Genomic DNA, 17,810 nt, shown 5'->3' on the forward strand with positions numbered 1-17,810 from the left:
GCTCTCCCCTTATGAACTCATCGTTAAATCTCATATATGCTAAACAAGCGGTATTCGATTTGCTTTAATCCTAACTGGCACTCACTCTCATCGTTGTCTCGCGCACTGACCTTAAATTTCTCTACTTCTAATTCAATATCTTGGTAGTCTTCTAGCTCCCCAAGCATTTGCATTTTCCACTTTCGATTGTCATATTCCTTTTTGAACGCTTCCATACTTATTATCGCTTCACGCCATTCATGATTTTCCACTTGCTGTTGCATATGGCCAATATAGTCGAACAAAACCTGATCTTTTTCAGATTTCATGATTTCCCCTGTATGACAACCTGCAATAAGTGTCAAAATAAGAATCATCCTTGCGAGTTCACTGACTCTAACCATGTAATCACTCCCTGATGTTAAGTGTCTATATCAGTTTTCCCAACAACGACTAAAAATACATCTCACACTACTAGGAGGTTGTCATGACTGATCTAGGAAATGTCCTCATCCGCGGTATAATCGGCTTTGTATTATTACTCTTACTAGCACGCATAATGGGCAAAAAACATATCACTGACATGACGTTTTACGAGTACATTGTAGGTATTGCTATCGGGAGTATCGCAGCTGAATTAACATTCAGCCCTCACGTCAGAATGTCTAACTTTATTTTAGGTATGATCGTTTGGGCGCTCTTGCCTGTGATGGCTTCGAAAATAGAATTACACTCATTTCGTTTTCGTAAACTCTCTGAAGGTATGCCCACTGTTCTTATTGAAAACGGGAAAATATTAGAGGAAAACTTAAAAAAGGAGAGCTTAACAGTAGATGAGCTTATGATTCACTTGCGCCAAAAGGATGCGTTTTCTCTTGCTGATATAGAATCTGCTGTCATGGAAAAAAGCGGCCTTATTAGCGTTTTAAAGAAAAAGAATAGGCAACCCGTGACACCTAAAGACATTGGACTCCTTACGCCAAAAGAGTCGTTTCCTACTATCGTGATCATCGATGGAAATTTACTGGAAAGGAGTTTACAAGAGCATGGTTATACAAAGGAATGGCTCCTAGCAGAACTGATGAAACAAGGTGCAAATGATCCTCATGATGTTTTCCTTGCGCAAATTGATTCATCGGGCAATCTATATGTGGATTTTTATAACGACAACGACACACATGCTCCTAAAATGAAAGAGAAGCTATTAACGGCTGCAAGCGTAAAACAACTTCAAGCAGATTTAAAACGTTTTTCTATGGCATCAACGAATCAACAAGCGAAAACGTTGTATCAACACCATGCCGATCACATGGATCAGTTAATTAACGATCTATCAACCTACATGGTAGACTGACTTATCGTTTAGCTATATCATTGCTTAAAACACGGCTTCTTTACAGTTCTTTATACAGTGAAAGACGCCCTTCTATATACATAAAAACACTCGTCACCATATATAAAATGAACCTCCAATCAGTTGGGATTTTCGTTCTTTTTCCACTGATTGGTCGCTGAATGAATCAAAACAGCTCCCGCCTAAATAGCGTTACCTACCTCCCTCTCTATTTTGAGCAAGGGGGTTTACGGACGGTTATCTGTGATAAACTGATCTCCCTTTTCTTCTAATCAATCACTCACAAGTAAACCCTCCATTGAATGAAGATGGAGGGCTAAGTTATTCAGAGCTAACAGCTGCCTGTTGTTCGCTGGATGCCCGCGGTACCGTTTTCTTTATTTTAAAGGATAGTATGAAGCCAACGACGGTGAGTACACCGATCATACCCAGGGCGATAATTGCTCCAAATATATCCGGTCGTGCCACAATATCTCCAGCAGTTTGCTCTGCAGTGGTCATGGTACTGACTAATAAGGCGGTCCCAATTGACGCTGCCATCTGACGTATCGTGTTCGTCATGGCTGCACCATGTGGAATCCATTTACGCGGCATGGCATTTAACCCAGCAGTATTGACGGGCATCATCACCATAGAAAAACCAAACATGCGAACGGCGTACATAATCGTTAAATACATGAGCGACGTCGTTGTATCAATAAATAACAGGGCAAATGTTGAGATCGTCATAATCATTAAACCGGGAATGGCCAATGCCCTTGCCCCAATTTTGTCAAAAATCCTGCCGGTAATTGGTGCCATTAACCCGGCTATAAGCGCCCCTGGAAAGAGGACAATACCTGCTTCAACTGCTGAAAAGCCCCTCATATTTTGCATATACAGAGGAATGATCGTTTCAAGACCGATTAAACCTAAAAATCCGATACTACAGATAATTGTTGAAAGAGTAAAGATGCGTTTTTTAAATACCCGAAACTCAAGCATTGGATGAGCCATTCGCAACTGACGTAGGATAAATGCCACAACAGCGATCACAGCGACTAACAATACAATAATGGTAATCGGACTTCCCCATCCGTTATTGCCCGCACTTGTGAAACCGTACAATAACCCGCCGAACCCAAAGGACGATAATATAATAGATATAGGATCTACTTTCGGGTCCTTAAGATCCGTAACATTTGGCATCTTCACATAGGCCACCACAATCATGATCAGAGCTAAAGGAAGAATCCCATAGAATAAAAAGCGCCATTCATAATTAGAAGTCACCCATCCTGAGAGCGTGGGGCCAATAGCTGGCGCGAACGAAATGACTAAGCCGATATACCCCATCGCTGCCCCTCGGCGTTCTACAGGGAATATTAACAAAAAGACCGTTTGCATCAGCGGCAGCATGACGCCTGCGCCCGCTGATTGGATGATCCTTCCTGTTAACAGCACAGGATAATTCGTTGCGACAGCCCCTATCAACGTGCCTAGCGTAAAAATCCCCATCGCTGTCAAAAATAGCTGACGAGTCGTAAACTTTTCTAACAAAAAAGCAGAGATAGGAATCATAATACCGTTTACAAGCATAAAAACAGTTGTTAACCATTGTGCTGTATTCGCTGTAATATTCATCTCCTGCATAATCGGTGGAATGGCCGTAATCATCAGTGTTTGGTTTAGGATGGCAATAAATGAGCCTGCTATTAGTAACGCTGCAATCAAAACTTTACTGTAATTCTCTGTCTGTGTCATAAAAATCCCTCTTCACTATCTAAAATAGACTGTCCACCACCTTCAACCTTACCTTTTACTAACGACGATCAAAAAGACACCCAGCATAACACCTTGGCCAGGTTAACAGTTAATGTGAGTGAAAACAGATTGCCCCTATAAAACGAACTTTCAATCAGTGGTGCTTTCGTTTCCATTCCACTTATTGTTAGTTGCATAAATCAGGACATGAGCGTCCGTTGTCTCCCGCCTATATAGATTTATCTATTCTCTATTTTGACCTGGGAGTTTTACGTGGTTATCATCTATGATAAACGAAAGAATAAGCTTTATGTACCTTCCCTCTCCGTATCCTTTAAAATAACCGTATGATATTTCGTGTAACTAATTAAAATTATACTCCTCTTAACGGAACGTGACAAATGTATTTTTAACCAACAAAAAAGCTTGAGGTAACGAGTGTAAATCGTCCCCCAAGCTTAAAATTCATATATCTCACTATTCTAACGGTAAATCAAATTCTAATTCTAGACCTTTAAACAGATCTTGAGCTTCAGCGTCTCTAAAAGGGCCCACTTCTAATTTTAGTTCATCATAAATGTTAAAATATTTTTTCTGAAAAATAAATGTCAAATAAGCTTCACCTGATTGTCCTGGCTCTAGATCATTTTGTGACACTGCGCTTCCTGTAGATGATAAGTAACGTCCTTCACCATCATTTGCATTTACCATAGAATCTAACATGAATAAGCTCACTGTTTCATCTGACTCATTATCAACGAGTAACTTGGCTGTCAAAATAACGATGTCTTCTCCCTCAAAATTACTAAATCTTGCTTCATTGGCCTCATTAGGAACGAAATCCACATACTGAACGCCTTCCACTGTTGCCGTTACTCCCTCAAGTTCTTGAGAGTCATTTAAATCAGCCACCTCAGCAAACAATGTTTTTTCTCCCATATTGTTTGCTGTAAAATCATCACGGTAAAAATCATGTGCTTCCGTTGCTTCTCCCGCTTGTTCTTCAGTCACGTTAAAATCAAACGTTTGATCTCCTCCAAGGGAATCACTGTATTCTCCTGTTTCAGAAGCATTGCCTTCGATGATATAACGAGCACCATTTTCTAACATTTCGTCAAACTGATCGTTTGTCACACGAGATGCGAACCAAAATTCTTGTTCTGTATTAGCTTTAAACATATTGACATCAGCATCTGCCTTTAATTGACGTTCTTCAGGAACGTACATTCTTGCTGAATGAACAACATTATGATTATCTGCAAGTCTAATCCCTAAATTAGCATTATAGTACACATCATTATCCCGTGTATTTTCGAGCGTTGCTTTTGCTGTGACAACATAACCTTCCCGCTCATCGCCAAAATTGTTAGCATGATTAGCATGCATATCTGTCACTTTAACTACTTCATATGCTTCAACGGTAATGGTAAAACCATCCATATCGTTTACATAATTAGCATCAGTATTCGTATAAATAAGTTCTAAGTCTCCGTCTGTTTCCTCACCGACAAAGGTATTGAAGATTTCTCCTTCTGTCACTTCTGTCTCTGGTTGTTCGTCAACTTCTTCATTTTCTTCATTGTTAGTTTCTTCTTCGTCATTTACTTCTTCATTTTCTTCCGCATTCTCGTTCGCCGCAGCGGCTTCATTCTCATTATTGTTTTCGTCGTTCGCTCCACATGCTGCTAAAAGAACAAGTGTGGATAAGGCAACTCCTACTAATTTTTTACTGCGTAGCATACTAACATCCTTCCTCTTTCTGCGTAATAAAGAACATTATGGCATAAAGCGCCCTATTTCACATCCTCCTAAAAAATCAGGAAATAAGTCGGTATTTTTACAAATTTACTCCTGTATGATTACATAATATTAACTTAGATAATCATAAATCTATGACTTTTCACTAGTAAACAAGTTGATATCCTACCACATATTGATATATAAAGGGGATTTTTCATGTTGTTGGGACCTTTTCACTATTTCGCTCTTAACGACTTTGATCTATTCTATTAGACCTATAATTATTAAGTCTCATTTTTTAAAACATGAAACACCCTTTTGCTAGGCGTCTTTCCTTCATGACACCGCCCTCAATTAAATTCCCCCATACGTCACCGTGTTAGACGGGTCCTTCGTTCGCTCAGGATCCCCCTTATTTTTCTACCGAGACGATAGACACCATAGCCAACAAGGCTTCCAATTGATTGTAATATAATCTACATCAAAAACCCCTATTGCCACGATCCCTAAACAGCTTAATAAATGCCGTACACATCCCATAATAAAGGCTATACTAACACTTAAAACCAACACTTTTGACCACCGCATCATATTAAAATACCATCCTAAGAAAATGCCCAATGGTATAAAATTAAAAGCAATCATACATACATACTTGATGACGAATTGAGCTACTTCTATACTTGTATAATTTAAGAAATAAATAATCATTTCCAAAAATCGAAACGGTTTTAACTGAGGGTCCATCCATTCTACCCCCACCGGTGGAATATGAATAACAAGAAAGTATGAATCCAATAGAACAACCAAATAGCTTAAAAACAAATAAAAAACGAGCCTCCTTTTCAACGATTTTTTCGGATGTAACAAAAGATCATAAAAAATATAAATTCCTAATGCTATTGTAAGGCTCACAATACTACTTATAACCACAGCGTTCATCTCTCCTGGAAAGCCATTCATTGGTTCAAAGGATAGCTCCTTGTTTATTGTCACAATATGTCACTATACGGGGTGGAAGATAGTTATACAATAAGCGGTCTTACCTATTTTATTTACGATAGCGCCATGTTTCTTCAAAGCTATCACGCTCATTTCATGGCAAAATCATCGTTTTCATTAAGACTAACCGATTATATTCCCCCTTTAAAGTAACGATTTTTAAGTGTTTAGCCGTAAGTGCTGCTATTTCAGTTCACAGCCCTCTATCACAAATACCGTTTATTGACCTACACCCTTTGACCCATTTCTTTGAAACTATGGTAAACACATTGTCTTTTCCCACATTTCACATTAAGATTAAAGAAAACTGGCCAAATTTTTGTTCATAGATTTAGATAAGCTGGCTTGTTTTCTCGCTCATCCCCTTATATGCAAGTAAGGATGTTCACCTATCACTACCCACTATCTAAGGAGGCGTTGGATTGAATGAAGAAAAAGACGAGTCTTTCTGCACTGAGTGCCGTCGCAGCACTAACATTATTTTTAACAGCCTGTAACACGGATAACAATCTAGAAAACAATGAAAACAACAACAATACTGGCAATGACACGAACAACCAAAATAACGAACAAAATGAAGCTGGTGAAGAAGCGTTTAATTTAACGATTTTCCACACGAATGACACTCACGGCCGTACAAATATGTACCCACAATTAATCACCACATTAAATGAAGCGAAAGAAACTTATGGAGAAGGGTTGCTCCTTGATGCCGGTGATGTCTTTTCAGGCACACTTTATTTCAATGAATTCAGAGGCCAAGATGCTGTTGAGTTTATGAACCTTATGGAATATGATGCTTTCGTCCCAGGTAACCATGAATTTGACCTTGGAGATCCAGAAGAAGGGCATTCAGAATTAGCAGAGTTCTTTCAAGCAGCCGAATTCCCAATTGTTGCAGCGAATATGGACTTTTCTACAGATTCAAGCTTTGACGGTATGATTGGCGACAGTATCAGTTCTGATGCTGAAGGCGGTACGATTTATGATGGTATTATCATTGAACATGAAGGCGAACAAATTGGTATCTTCGGATTAAATACAGAAGACACGTTACATATTTCCAGTCCTGGTGAAGTGACATTCAACGATTATATTGAAACGGCACAAGACATGGTAGACCAATTTGAAGCTGAAGGTGTGAATAAGATCATAGCGTTAACCCACCTCGGTTATGATACAGATCCTAACGTAGGTAACGATCTCCTTCTCGCTGAGCAAGTAGAAGGAATCGACGTGATTATTGGCGGACACAGCCATACACAAGTGGATCCTCCTACCCTTGTTACTGAAAATGCCGATGGAGAAGCTATTGAACCGACTGTTGTGAGTCAGGCAGGTGAATATGGCCAATTCCTTGGTGTAACCATAGTGGCGTTTGATGAAAATGGCGTTGTCGTCAGTTCTGATGGTGAGCTTCTTGCTACCGAAGACAGAGAACCTGACAGCGAAGCAGCTGAACTGCTAGCACCTTATACAGAACAAATCGAAGAACTTCAAAATGAGCCTGCTGGCTCTACAGTCATAAGTGAATTACCTAACCCTCGTCATGGTGAAGATGGCGAAGAGGGTGACCCAGAAAGTGTTCGAGCTAATGAAACAGCTCTCGGTAACTTAATCTCTGACGCCCAATTAGCGGCAGCTCAATCCGTGGAAGAAAACACGATTATGGCGTTACAAAATGGCGGTGGCATTCGTACGCCGATTGCAGAAGGTGACGTGACGATTGGCGAACTCATTGAAGTACAGCCATTCGGAAATCGTCTCACCCTCCTCGAATTAACAGGGGAAGAGTTAATTGAAGCTTTCGAAGCAAGTGTTTATGACACACCGGAAGAAAATGGCGGTTTCCTCCAAGTGTCGTCCGGTACCCGTCTCACGTATGATAGCAGTGAGGAACCAGGACAACGGGTTGTGTCACTTGAAGTAGACATTGATGGGGAATATGTAGAAATAGACGAAGAGGAAACATACACGGTGGCAACTAACAACTTTACAGCCACTGGCGGTGATGACCATGCCGTCTTCGGAGCAGCTTATGACGATGGCCGCGGGACAATCGTTGGCTTTACCGATTGGGAAATGCTGCGTGACTACATGGCTGAACTTGGTGACGTAGATTACCATGTTGAAGATCGTCTCATCGATCTCTCTTCTGAAGACGAATAAATTAACTGATCCCGTCCTTTCAACGGACGGGATCGTTTTATAGTTTATACTAATCTTTATACACGACATAGGTTTTAGCCAGTTTGTCATGCAAGCCTGTTTTATTTTTGGTCAGACCGATCATAATAAAACCCGCAAAAAGTAATACATACGATAGCATTTGTGCAAAATATCTCCCAATCGCTTGACCGATAGATAGTTTCGTGTAGTGACCATTAGTAATTTTTAAGCCAAACACTACTTTACCTAAGGTAGCTTGATAAGATGTGAGCGGCATAGCGATGAAATACAACGTGCTTATGAAAACATACGGTATATAAAGAGCGGGAACCTGTTGGATTTCTGTCGTATCAAAAACCAGCACGCCAGCAAGCCAAAAAGGCATAAATACAAGCAAACTGTCAATCACATAAGACCCCAGTCGCACCCAAAACCCCGCGTGGCGATAATTAGCCATCTTCGACCTCCCTCTTTTACAGTGACTATTTATATTATACACATATGTCTTTCCCCCATTCTACAGCTATTAACCAACCTAAAGGCCTTTCCCATGACATGATCACCATTTTTGACCTTTCATCCTAAAATCATTTACTTACAAACAAAAACGTTTTCAGCTGATTTAACGACATGGATTTCCCTAGCTTATTGATAGAATCGACCTCACATTAACAGTAAAAAAGGTGCCTTTTAAGACGTAATAGAACGCCTTGCAGGTCACCTTTTCCCCTTAATTTCATTAATTTCTCTGTTCTGCTACAACTAAAGACATGAGCGTATGCACAGCTACACATAGAACATTTTCATGATAATCAAAGTTAGGTTGATGATGTAAACCGGCCAATGGGGAATGATAGAGCATATAGGTGGCTAATCCCCCTTGATCCTGCACAGCCTTCATCATCAGAGTAGCATCTTCAGATCCCCCTACCACACCGTCATCTATTATCTTTGTGACGATATGACTGTCTGTCAGTGCCTGTTTAACCTTGCCAACCCACTCACGATTAGAAGGAACAGATATACTTTCTCCCTGCTTCTTTGTCTCATACGTCACATTTTGCATACGAGCCGCTCCTTCAATAATACGATGCGCCTCGTTACTAATAAAGCTGTTAACCTCTGTTGTGCTTCCCCGTGTTTCAAACCCTATTTTGGCATAGTCTGCAATAATATTTTTCCCTTGTCCTCCACTTATTTGACCAACATTGATACGACTATCTCCTGCATGATGTCTCGATATACCATGCAATCCAATCGTCGCGTGTGCTGCAGCTAGTATAGCATTTGCCCCGCTATCTGGATTGGCACCGGCATGGGCTGAGCGCCCGTGAAAGGTCGTTTCGTATTTTGTTGAGGCGAGCTGGCCGTGTGTGGTAGCAGTGACAGTTCCCAATTCTCCTTCCATAATATGCCCGCTCAAAAATAAATCGACACCATCTAGCCATCCTTTCTCCACCATTGACCGCGCACCTCTCAACCCCTCTTCTGAAGGCTGAAACAATAATGTATACGTCCCAGTCAGTTCGTCTAAATGTTGATCTAAAAATTGTGCAAGCCCTAAACCAATTGCCGTATGACCATCATGAGCACACGCATGCATCGTCTGTTGCCTATTAGAACGAAAGCCTTCTTTTTCAGGGATATGATCTTTAAGTTCAACCTCTTGAATTGGAAGAGCATCAATATCAAAGCGAAACGCCATATGTTTACCTGGCTTCCCCGTCTCAAATTGGGCCACAACGCCTGTATGGCTTTGTGCGATCTCCTCTAAAAATTGAGAAGGACCTAGTTTCTCCTCTGCAAGCCGGTAGTAGAATTGTCGAATCTCTTCTGTAGGTAAACCTAACCGCTGATCTGATTTTGTCACTGCCTCTCCTGTATACACGTCACATTTCAACGGCTCCAATGCTTCTTTAATGTAAGAGGATGTGAGAAATTCACACCACCCTAACTCAGGGTGTTGATGTAAATACCGTCTCCATTTTGATAGTTTAGGTTGCAGGGATTTGCTATAATCATGTAAATAAGACGTACTTAAATCGTTCGATTTTGTCATCACTATAAACTCCTAACTTATAATTTATTTAAGGGGGCTATCATGTATCGTATTGCTATTATTACGGCTGTCCATTCACAAGCATTTATCGAAAAATCTTTGAACAAGGCCTTCCCAAATATTGATTTTATATACCTTTCATACTCTGATACTGAAGATGCTTTAAAGCATTATTACCAACACAAAGATTATGTGAATGGCATGCTTTTTAGCGGGGAGTTAACTTATTACTTCGTTAAACAGGAAATTTCACACTTCTCCCTGCCAGTTAGCTACTTAGAACTTACTCAAGAAGATTTTTACAAAACATTATTACCGCTTTTCAATGACCACCAACTAAAACTAGAACGAACCTGTATTGACTTCTTAAATAATGATAATGATTATATGGGATTGAAAGATATTACAGAGCCAGATAAGTTCCCTTATATTTTTGATGATCACTTATTTAATACATTATCTCCTACAATTGTAGATGATGTGGTAAATAGGCATAAAGAGCTCTATCATAATGGCAAAATTGACCTGTCTATCACGCGATTTAGTAATGCCACTAAAAAACTCAAGGCACTAAATATCCCAACGGTATTTCTGTTCCCATCTTCAAAATCCATTGTTAAGCAAATGCATACTCTTATAGCGGATATTAAAGGGGTGAAACTATTAGAAAATCAAATTGCGGTTGGAAAGTTAACTTTTTCTGCTACTGGACCTCCAGAAGATCTAGAAATCAAACAATTACATTTACATCGTCTCATATTAGAATTTGCTAAAATGAAAGGCTCTTCCTTCTTTGTCCAAAATAATCACGATCACTTTATTATTGTGACGACCTATGGGGAGCTTAAATTGATCACCAACATGTTAAAGCATGCCGAGCTTTTCGATTATCTTCAAAAGCACGCAGATGTGACGATAAAAATAGGTTGGGGTGTTGGTGGTTCAGTAGAACAAGCTCAAAAAAATGCTGATCAAGCGAAAAGTCTTCAAGGGATCTCCGGCCCATATATTGTAAGCGAAACGGATGTGTATGGACCATTAAGACTAGCTTATACCCCTGAAAAGACTGATGACAGCGAATTGGTACATATTAGTAACTATCACCATATTTCGCCGCATCACCTACAGCGGTTGCTCTATACTCTTGAAAAACTGAGTACCGATCATTTAACATCTGAAGATTTAGCAACACATTTAGGCATTTCCACTCGGAGCGCCAACCGTGTTCTGAATAAATTCGTAGATCAAGGCTTAGCTAAAGTGAAACATCAATCTGTTGGAAGAGGACGGCCACAAAAGGTATACGTGATTGATATTACAAAGCTTCAAGGTTAGCTTAGTAATACATATAAACCCCGGGCCCGACAGGTAAGCCAAGCAAGCTCCATATGACAAACAAAATAATCCAGCAAATTAACATGATAATAGCGAAAGGCAGCATAGCAGAAAATAATGTACCAATACCCGTCCTATAATCATACTGTTTCATTAACCCTAAAATTAAAATAGCGTAAGGGCTTGTGGGTGCCAACAGATTAGTGGCAGAGTCACCTATGCGAAAAGCCATTTGGATGTACCCTGGATCAAAGCCGATATTATAAAAAATCGGTAAGAAGACAGGTGCTAAAAGGGCCCACTGAGCTGAACCACTTGTGACAAATAAATTAATCACAGCGCAAAGAATGATGAACAAGACAACGGCCGGCAATCCTGTAAAATTCATGCTCTCCATTAAATTTGTACTACTTACTGCAATGATGGTACTCATGTTAGTCCAATTAAAATAAGCAATAAATTGAGCTGCGAAAAACACGAGTACAATGAAACCACTCATTTCAGCTATTGACTTCCCCATTAAAACGGGAACATCAGATAAAGAGGTCAGTGATTTAACAGTAAAGCCGTATGTGAGTGAAATAATGAGAAAGAACCCGAGTAAAAGAGGCACAATGCTTGAAAGAAATAAAGAATCTAAGAAGCTATCGCCCCCTCCACGTAAGAGGGCATTTTGCGGAATGGTGAGTATCGCTATAAAGGTCACATACAGGATTCCTGATAAAGCCGCATAACGGAGTCCTTTGATCTGTTGTTTTGAAATATGTGATTCTTTATGATTTAAAAATCCTTCTTCTGCCATTGACGAATTATATTCTCCAAACCTCGGTTCAATATATTTCTTCGCCACAAAGGCAATCACAACAACTAACATGCCTACTGATATCATCCCAAAAAACCAGTTAGCCACAGGTGTCACAGCACGAGCCGTGTCATTATAGCCCTGAATCACTTCTGTTGTAATACCTGATAGCAAAACATCTGTCCCTGCAATGATTAAATTCGCTGTAAATCCACCTATCGTAGCTGCATATCCGATCAGAAGACCTGCTATCGGATGGCGGTTTAGAGAATAATAGATCATCGCTGCCATAGCAGGAACAATCACAACCGCAGCATCTGACGCTATATTTCCAATTATCCCTGTAAAAATGACAGCATAGGTTACAAACCTACTTTGCACTTTTGTAAGTGAGACTCGCATAAACGTTTCGAAAAAACCGACCTGTTTAGCTAAACCAATCCCTAACATCATGACAAGTACTAAGCCAAGGGATGAAAACCCCGCAAAATTACTAATGAGAGACGTTAATATATAATCGATTCCTTCAGTAGACATAAGATTTTGCACGTGAACAGTTTCACCAGTTAACGGTTCCACGACGTTCACTCCTAAGGAGTTTAACAGCCAAGATATTAGAATGATAGCAAAGCTAAGATAAACGAAAAGCATGGCGGGGTGAGGTAACTTATTTCCCCCTTTTTCAATCACATTCATGAGTCTTTGCACAAAACGACTCTCTTGTTGCGATCCTTCTACTTGCAGATTTGCCTTCATAACCATACCTCCTCATCTCATTTAATGGGCTGTGGCTTTATACCATCAGGGATAAGTGATTCATACTGATCTCTACACCTTAACAGTCGATGCTCTTGCTGAGCTTTTTTTAGCACCTCTGGTGACGTAAGCAAAGCTAAACCTGTTCTTGCCATAACTTCAGCAGCATACATCATTGCTTTATGGGCAATTGTCGTCTTACCATGCGATACTATTTGCCATGAGTGCAATGTGGCCCCAAATGCATAGCAATTACTAAAACATTGTACAGTGGGGGCTATATGGCTCACATCACCTACATCGCTTGATCCATGGAGAAGCTGCGACTTTTCACTATAAGGAAGTATCTTATTCAGTAATGGCGGCGACTCAGATAGTAGGGTGTTCCACGTTTCATGCTCCCGTTCATCGATCATTTGAAAAATTTGCTTCTTATTTGATTCAATTTCTTCAGGCCGATAAGTGCTCACGTATTCTTCAGCAAGTCGCTTTTCAGCATCTGTATAATGAGGTAACGTCACCTGCTTCATCTGTTCATACATCAGTTTTTCAAGTGTTTTGTTCCGTACAACCCCAGAGCAGCCCTTATCAAATCGCGTCTTAACTGTTGTGTCGGTCATCATGGCCGCACCTTTTGCGATATTGACAACCCGTCTATAAATATCCTTTAACTGGTCATTCTGAGGCGCCCTCATTAAATAAAGCACTTCTGCTTTTTCCTGAACGACGTTAGGTGAAAGCCCCCCAGTATCTGTGACCGCATAATGAAGTCGTGCGTCTTGAACAAGATGCTCACGTAAGTAATTTACCCCTACATTCATCAGCTCTACAGCATCTAAAGCACTCCTTCCCAAATGAGGAGCGGCAGCAGCATGGGCAGCCCGTCCTTTAAATTCAAAAGCAATTTGATAATTGGCTAGCGTGTTCATTGAAAAAATCCCGTTAAACGTGTATGGATGCCAGCTGATTGCTACATCGATATCATCGAAAAGCCCTTCTTTCACCATAAAAGCTTTTCCAGAGCCCCCCTCTTCTCCTGGACATCCATAAAACCTAATCGTTCCTGTCCTCTTATTCTTCTCAAGCTCGTAGCGTAATGCTATAGCAGCTCCTGCGGCCCCAACACCTAGTAGATTATGGCCGCACCCATGCCCATTAATATTTCCCGTAAAGGGAGCAGGGTGTGTCGTACCAGCGGCTTGACTCATATGGGACAAGGCATCGTATTCCCCTAAAAAAGCCATAACCGGCTCTCCCTCTCCATATTCAGCTATAAACGCTGTTTCAATCCCCCCTATATTGGTTTTGACTGTAAATCCATGGTTGGTTAATAGTTTCTGCAAAATACTCATAGACGCTAATTCTTCAAATCGCAGTTCAGCTACTTCCCATATCGCATCGCTTGCATCTACCATCTCCTTTTGTATCGCTGCTAGATAGTCAGAAATGCCTTTTTTAGTCATGTATCCACCCCATTATTAATATTTTGAATTTTCAGTTTTATTAATCTTATACTAGATTAATAGTGAAGTCTATATTTATGACAGATTATTAGACACGTCTAATAATAAAGCCAACCTTTAATCAGTAGGAGCTATACGGACGGATACCTATGATAAACACTACTTATTCAATGCCTATAAATAAATCATTTGCCAATAAAAACAGCGCACCCTAATGAAAAGGGTACGCTGAATAATACGTTTCCATATAAAGTTAAACTTCAATCAGTGGGATAATTAATGAGAATAATGTCCTTATTAAATGACGAGCTGGCTTTCGTTTTGAAAAATCATGTCATGATGTTTAAAATAGTTTTCTAAATCACCTTGATACACGAGGTGAAACCTCTCATTCTCTATAAGGTCTTGAGGCGTCATAAAGAATGGCTCTTTCGTATAATTTAGAATACCGCATTCCTGAAGAAGGGTTGCAACAAACTGGGAACAAAAAAACGCATTTTTACGTATAAAACGTTTCTTAATTGTAATAGCAAATAAACCTAATAAATTATAACTGTATAAGTGCTTTTGCCTATCGATTTTATGAATAAACTGTTGCATGCTTTCGAATTGTTCAGTCGTGACATCACAGCTGTAAATAGCACACCTTGCCTGTTTAAAATAATGGGCACTCAAATTCTCTTTTACAAACCCCCCGATAAAAGGGTTTCTAGGCGTCTTTCTCCCGAAACTGTACACCTCAATCAAATGCTCATCAAACGCAATTGACGCATGATTATAGGGGGCTTTTGTATAAAGCTTAATCATCTTTGTAAGCAGTGTTCCTGTATCAGTAAGAAGGATGTATATTTTATTTTCGCGCATGTTGATCTCCCCTATAACTCGAAAAAATTGAACTATTACTCATGTAGCAACAGTCGTAGTGCATTTTGTTTTCAAAACGTAATAGACTTCTCTTTCCTAAGGACACCTTCATGTAGGAAAAGAATGCCATGATACTTATAATATATAATCTAGCAGCATAATGGAAGACACTTCCGGTTTATTTCTTCATAAAACTTTAGTCTTACTTATGCTCACCATTGAAATTGATAGTTGAATTCCCAGATGATGTTCTGTTCATACTCTATCTCACACTAAATGTAAAAAAAACAGCAGCAGCAGCACGCCTAAGTCATGTTCGCAATGTGTTACTGTACTCGCACCAATCATCCAAAAGAGCAACCTCACTCGTTTGTAGGGCACATGTTACAACCTCACACGATATAGTTACGATTTATTTCACAGTTAGTTTCATTCTAAAAAAATAGCGGTTAGTCTCCCGTTACCGCTATTTCTGATAAATAGTTAAGTCGTTTTATGCCATTCATATATTCCCCTATGACTAATGGCGTTCCGACATCACCCATTAGTCAACTTCAAAAAATACCTCTATTAATTGGATTCTGAGATGAATCGTGTTTTAATCAATAGCCACTTCGTATACATGCCGATCATTCCACGGTTGGACAGGCCGATTATTGGTTGGAAAGATCTCTGCGAATGTGTCAATTTGTTCTTGCGAGACGGAAATTGTTTTTTCGAGGACAACCCATTTTACACCTTCAGTACAAGGAGGCGTTGTAAGAGAACCACCATAGTGAAAGCCTTCATGGCTGCTTGGCAATAATGCATTAAGATCGATAGCATCCGTTAATTCAATCGTTTCATCCATCTCTTCTTGTGGCATTTCAGCCCATAGCTCTGTTAATGCGTCGTTCACATCCCCTTCTTCCATTAGGACACCCAGCACTGCCAGCTCCCCCTCTTGATTTTGATGGACAAAATGAAGCTCCATGTCTAAGTGTTCTCCATTTTTTTGGTGTTCAGAAGGGACATGGAAGTGAAATTGAATTAATTGATAATCCTCATCCTCTATCGAGATAGTATTATCCTCTGTTAGGGCATTAGCTTGAATCGTATGACCGTTATTTTCGATCTCAAACGAGCTCGGCTGATAGGCGATGCTGATATGAGCATCAGTAGTTGTCACCTCATCTGTCTCAATGTTGATCGGCGATTGTTCCTGCTCTTGTTCACATAATTCATAAGAGGCGTCTAACGATCCCCAATGCGTCGGTCCAGTTTCTCCAGTATATGACCAATGCCCCTCATGTTCGTCTTTTATTGCCTCTTCATGAGTGCCACTGCCATTTAATGAGTTAACTTCTTCGTCTCCTGATTGCGCTGTAGAACAGGCCGTTATGACGACACTTGACACTAAAACGACTACCACGCTTCCCCACCCTACTCTTCTTTTCATGTCTGTTCCTTCTTTCATGACGTCATTTTTCACTTAATCAACCAAGGTACAGGTAGCTACATAGTCATTATCCTTTGTGTTAGGCAGCATCCGGCTGATCACTTCTTTTGCCAATTGACCTTTACCAAAAAATGACTATGGAATAGCGTTATTATACTCCCATTTAATACGATAAAACATAGTCGTTAAGAATTATTTTTATAAAAGTAGATATAGGGACTATTCACTAACAACGGGAACCTTAAATAAAACCTACATCCGTGATGACATAATTTGCTCTTTGTATCAAACCTCAAAATCTTATGATTTAACTTTGTAGAGTGAATACTCGAATCCGTTACTGGTGGACGCTTTCCGCGGGCACGGCCTCAGCCTCCTCGACGCAAAAAACGCGTCTGTGGGGCCTTCGGCTCGCGCTGTTCCCGCTGGAGTCGCCACCATTCACTGCTTCGATTAAATAGAAAATTCTAAATGAAGTAGCCTAAAATTTTGTTAGAACTGGAATAGGGACTATTATTGAACATGGTACTTGTGAGCAGTTCTATAGTAAATTAAAAACGGACTTAGACCTTGAACGATTCCCTTCAAAGAGATTTTGTACAAATGATCTCATTTTACACTTGGGTTGCTTTGCTTATAATTTACTTCGTATTATTGGACAAGAAATCTAAAAGAAGAGGATGCCCGCTGAAGAAAAAATTCGTCGACGAGTGAAAACTGTGATTCAAAATTTAATGACACTTGCATCAAAAATGGTCTCACACGCAAGAAGGCTATATTTAAAGTTTGGTACTCACAGTCCGTGGTTTCCTATATTCAAACGAATATATTTATGTTTTCTCATTAAATAAATATCATTAACAGTGATTCTGAGCCTGAAAAATGATCAGTTTATCAGGCTTATTAAGCCCAATACAAATTATATATAGAAGTTGATATGACAGGAATCTAGGAGACTCCTGCGGGATCAAAGGCAAGGGTGAGACCCCCACAGACCGCAGGTCGAGGAGGCTCACCAGCCGCCCGCGGAAAGCGAGTAGATGGATGGCATATCAACACTTATCACGGATTCGGGTAAAAAACCAGCACTGCCATTAGTCATCAGA

The 17,810-nt window shown here is 40.0% G+C and carries 13 protein-coding genes and 1 pseudogene; 4 read left to right on the forward strand and 10 right to left on the reverse strand.

Annotated features, from left to right (window positions below; translation table 11 throughout):
• Positions 1–23: 23 nt before the first annotated feature.
• Positions 24–383 (reverse strand): DUF4363 family protein, encoded by a 360-nt coding sequence (locus BK581_RS11450; protein WP_078578305.1) that lies wholly within the window; start codon positions 381–383, stop codon positions 24–26.
• 83 nt (positions 384–466) lie between these two features.
• Here BK581_RS11450 and BK581_RS11455 point away from each other — a divergent pair, with 83 nt between their 5' ends.
• A complete protein-coding gene (locus BK581_RS11455; RefSeq protein WP_078578306.1) occupies positions 467–1,333 on the forward strand; it encodes a DUF421 domain-containing protein in 867 nt (288 codons plus the stop codon).
• Between the two features lie 321 nt (positions 1,334–1,654).
• Here BK581_RS11455 and BK581_RS11460 read toward each other — a convergent pair whose 3' ends face one another.
• From BK581_RS11460 to BK581_RS11470, 3 genes are all read right to left on the reverse strand, one after another.
• Positions 1,655–3,076: an MDR family MFS transporter gene (locus tag BK581_RS11460; protein ID WP_078578307.1), complete on the reverse strand. Its 1,422-nt coding sequence runs from the start codon at positions 3,074–3,076 to the stop codon at positions 1,655–1,657.
• 477 nt (positions 3,077–3,553) lie between these two features.
• Positions 3,554–4,816 (reverse strand): DUF5068 domain-containing protein, encoded by a 1,263-nt coding sequence (locus tag BK581_RS11465; RefSeq protein WP_078578308.1) that lies wholly within the window; start codon positions 4,814–4,816, stop codon positions 3,554–3,556.
• 420 nt (positions 4,817–5,236) lie between these two features.
• Positions 5,237–5,779, reverse strand: coding sequence for a hypothetical protein (locus tag BK581_RS11470; protein WP_078578309.1), 543 nt, complete (start codon positions 5,777–5,779; stop codon positions 5,237–5,239).
• A 465-nt stretch (positions 5,780–6,244) separates the two neighbouring features.
• On the opposite strand from BK581_RS11470, the gene BK581_RS11475 reads away from it, so the two are divergent.
• The gene (locus BK581_RS11475) at positions 6,245–7,987 is read left to right on the forward strand and encodes a bifunctional metallophosphatase/5'-nucleotidase (RefSeq protein ID WP_078578310.1); all 1,743 of its coding nucleotides are present in this window, start codon (positions 6,245–6,247) and stop codon (positions 7,985–7,987) included.
• Positions 7,988–8,036: 49 nt separating this feature from the next.
• Here the strand turns inward: BK581_RS11475 and BK581_RS11480 are convergent, their stop codons facing one another.
• On the reverse strand, positions 8,037–8,444 hold the full coding sequence (locus BK581_RS11480) for an RDD family protein (RefSeq protein WP_078578311.1): 408 nt from the start codon (positions 8,442–8,444) through the stop codon (positions 8,037–8,039).
• Positions 8,445–8,726: 282 nt separating this feature from the next.
• Positions 8,727–10,046, reverse strand: coding sequence for an amidohydrolase (locus BK581_RS11485; protein WP_078578312.1), 1,320 nt, complete (start codon positions 10,044–10,046; stop codon positions 8,727–8,729).
• Between the two features lie 42 nt (positions 10,047–10,088).
• Here BK581_RS11485 and BK581_RS11490 point away from each other — a divergent pair, with 42 nt between their 5' ends.
• The gene (locus BK581_RS11490) at positions 10,089–11,381 is read left to right on the forward strand and encodes a helix-turn-helix domain-containing protein (protein ID WP_078578313.1); all 1,293 of its coding nucleotides are present in this window, start codon (positions 10,089–10,091) and stop codon (positions 11,379–11,381) included.
• 1 nt (position 11,382) lies between these two features.
• Here the strand turns inward: BK581_RS11490 and BK581_RS11495 are convergent, their stop codons facing one another.
• The 4 genes from BK581_RS11495 to BK581_RS11510 form a co-directional block, all read right to left on the reverse strand.
• The gene (locus BK581_RS11495) at positions 11,383–12,939 is read right to left on the reverse strand and encodes an AbgT family transporter (protein WP_078578314.1); all 1,557 of its coding nucleotides are present in this window, start codon (positions 12,937–12,939) and stop codon (positions 11,383–11,385) included.
• Positions 12,940–12,956: 17 nt separating this feature from the next.
• On the reverse strand, positions 12,957–14,402 hold the full coding sequence (locus tag BK581_RS11500; RefSeq protein WP_078578315.1) for an amidohydrolase: 1,446 nt from the start codon (positions 14,400–14,402) through the stop codon (positions 12,957–12,959).
• Between the two features lie 297 nt (positions 14,403–14,699).
• Complete coding sequence (locus BK581_RS11505; RefSeq protein WP_078578316.1) at positions 14,700–15,266, reverse strand: hypothetical protein; 567 nt, start codon at positions 15,264–15,266, stop codon at positions 14,700–14,702.
• 598 nt (positions 15,267–15,864) lie between these two features.
• Positions 15,865–16,704: a carbonic anhydrase gene (locus BK581_RS11510; protein ID WP_078578317.1), complete on the reverse strand. Its 840-nt coding sequence runs from the start codon at positions 16,702–16,704 to the stop codon at positions 15,865–15,867.
• Between the two features lie 518 nt (positions 16,705–17,222).
• Here BK581_RS11510 and BK581_RS20315 point away from each other — a divergent pair.
• Positions 17,223–17,555: pseudogene (locus tag BK581_RS20315) on the forward strand (transposase); the annotation flags it as partial.
• Positions 17,556–17,810 lie beyond the last annotated feature (255 nt).

The organism is Salipaludibacillus agaradhaerens (assembly GCF_002019735.1).
GTDB classification, from domain to species: Bacteria; Bacillota; Bacilli; order Bacillales; family Salisediminibacteriaceae; genus Salipaludibacillus; species Salipaludibacillus agaradhaerens.